1 protein-coding gene is annotated in these 765 nt (G+C 51.5%); it reads right to left on the bottom strand.

Going from position 1 to position 765, the window contains the following annotated elements:
- Nucleotides 1-765: Ig-like domain-containing protein (locus WH95_RS11025; protein ID WP_046506976.1), on the bottom strand; the 765-nt coding region annotated here is incomplete at both ends.

Raw genomic sequence — 765 nt, 5'->3', positions numbered from 1 at the left:
ACAACAACTGATCCCTCACTCGGGCCTGTGTTCAGGCTAAAGCTCAGCGCGTCACCATCGACATCACTTGCTGACAGAGTACCTGTAACAACACCGCCATCTTCAACGGCTGTGTTAACACCAGCAACAGCAACTGGACCATCATTACTACCGCTCACGGTAATAACAACGTTCTCCGTTGCAACACCGCCGTTACCATCGGAAACATCGTAGGAGAAGCTCACATCGCGGGTCTCGCCAACAGCCAGATCCTGGAAAGCTGATCCCGGATCAAAGCTGTAGCTGCCATCAGCATTTACAACAACTGATCCCTCACTCGGGCCTGTATTCAGGCTGTAGCTCAGCGTATCACCATCGATATCGCTGGCAGACAGAGTGCCTGTAACAACGCCGCCGTCTTCAACAGCTGTGTTAACACCAGAAACAGCTACCGGACCATCATTACTACCACTCACAGTGATAACAACGTTCTCCGTTGCAACACCGCCGTTACCATCGGAAACATCATAAGAGAAGCTGACATCACGGTTCTCGCCAACACCTAGATCCTGGAAAGCTGAGCCCGGATCAAAGCTGTAGCTGCCATCAGCATTTACAACAACTGAGCCCTCACTCGGGCCTGTGTTCAGGCTAAAGCTCAGCGCGTCACCATCGACATCACTTGCTGACAGAGTACCTGTAACAACACCGCCATCTTCAACGGCTGTGTTAACACCAGCAACAGCAACTGGACCATCATTACTACCGCTCACGGTGATAACAACA

It is taken from the genome of Kiloniella litopenaei, from assembly GCF_000982415.1.
GTDB lineage: Bacteria > Pseudomonadota > Alphaproteobacteria > Kiloniellales > Kiloniellaceae > Kiloniella > Kiloniella litopenaei.
The sequence above is the reverse complement of the archived record's forward strand: the minus strand, read 5'-3'. Positions and strand labels throughout refer to the sequence as shown.